Here is a 1,120-nt window from a genome sequence, read left to right as displayed (position 1 = left end):
GCTGCCGGTCGCCGCGTTCGCCGCCGGGATGGTCGCCGCCGACGCGCGGGCCCGGGCCGGGCGCCGGGCCGACCCGCTGGCCGACTCGGCGCTGTCGGCGCTGCTGCGCGCCGTCGACACCACGCTGTGGACCGTCGACCCGGTCGCCGGGGCGGGGTCCGCGCAGTCCGCGGCGATCGTGGGCCGGCCGATCGCGGTGGTGCGCGCCGTCCTGCAGGTCGACGTCGCCGACGACCTCGCGACGCTGCGGCTGGACGACGCGGAGCGGGCGGCGCGCGCGGCCGCCTACGCCGAGCTCGCGCAGGTGGGGGTCGTCGTGCGGCTCGGCGAGCTGACCCGCCCGGACGACGGGCTGCTGGCCTGGTTCGCCGACGACGACTACGAGCACGTGCACCTGGTCGACGCGGCGGTCGCCGACCTCGCCCGGGAGGCCGGGCCCGGCCGCGGGCACCTCGTGGCGTTCGGGCAGACCCCGCTGGAGCCCGCCGTCGACCCGATCACCCACCCCTACGTGGCGACGCGTGGGACGGGCGGGGCGGGCGCGACCGAGGGCAGCGAGCTCGTCGTCCGCCCCGGCACGCCACGGGTGCTGACCCTGCTCATGGCGCCCGGCGCCGGCGTGCACGTGACCAGCGGGGTGGTGCCGCGCGGGCGCGTCGCGCTGGCCCGCTCGTGGTTCGCGGCGGGGCTCGACGCGCTCGTGCCGAGCATCCGGGTCGGCCCCGTGCTCGTCGACCCCGGCGACGTCCGCCTGCCGCTCGTCGCCGCGCTGGGCCAGCACCAGCGGCTGACCACCCGCGAGGGGCCGCTCGGGTGGCGGGACGACGCGATCCTCGCCGCCGGGTCGTCCGCGCTGCTGCCCGACCGCGCCACGGTGCTGCGCGAGGGCTGGGTGCGGGTGGCGCCACCGGACCCCCCGGACCCGACGGGCGCCGGCGCGACCGGGGGAGGAGGCACGGCATGACCGACCGCTACCTGTGGACGCTCGACCCGTCCCGCGGGCGGAAGGGGCGCTCGGCACCGCGGCGCGCCTGGACCGACGACCGCACCCAGCCGCCCGAGGCGATGCCGCCGACCGCCGGGCCGGCCACGCCGCCGGCCCCGCCGACACCGCCGGCCC

Annotated in this window: 1 pseudogene; it reads left to right on the top strand. The window is 80.5% G+C overall.

Going from position 1 to position 1,120, the window contains the following annotated elements:
* Positions 1 to 964: pseudogene (locus tag ACYVI6_RS18735) on the top strand (hypothetical protein); the annotation flags it as partial.
* Positions 965 to 1,120 lie beyond the last annotated feature (156 nt).

This window comes from Angustibacter aerolatus (genome assembly GCF_054776675.1).
The sequence above is the reverse complement of the archived record's forward strand: the minus strand, read 5'-3'. Positions and strand labels throughout refer to the sequence as shown.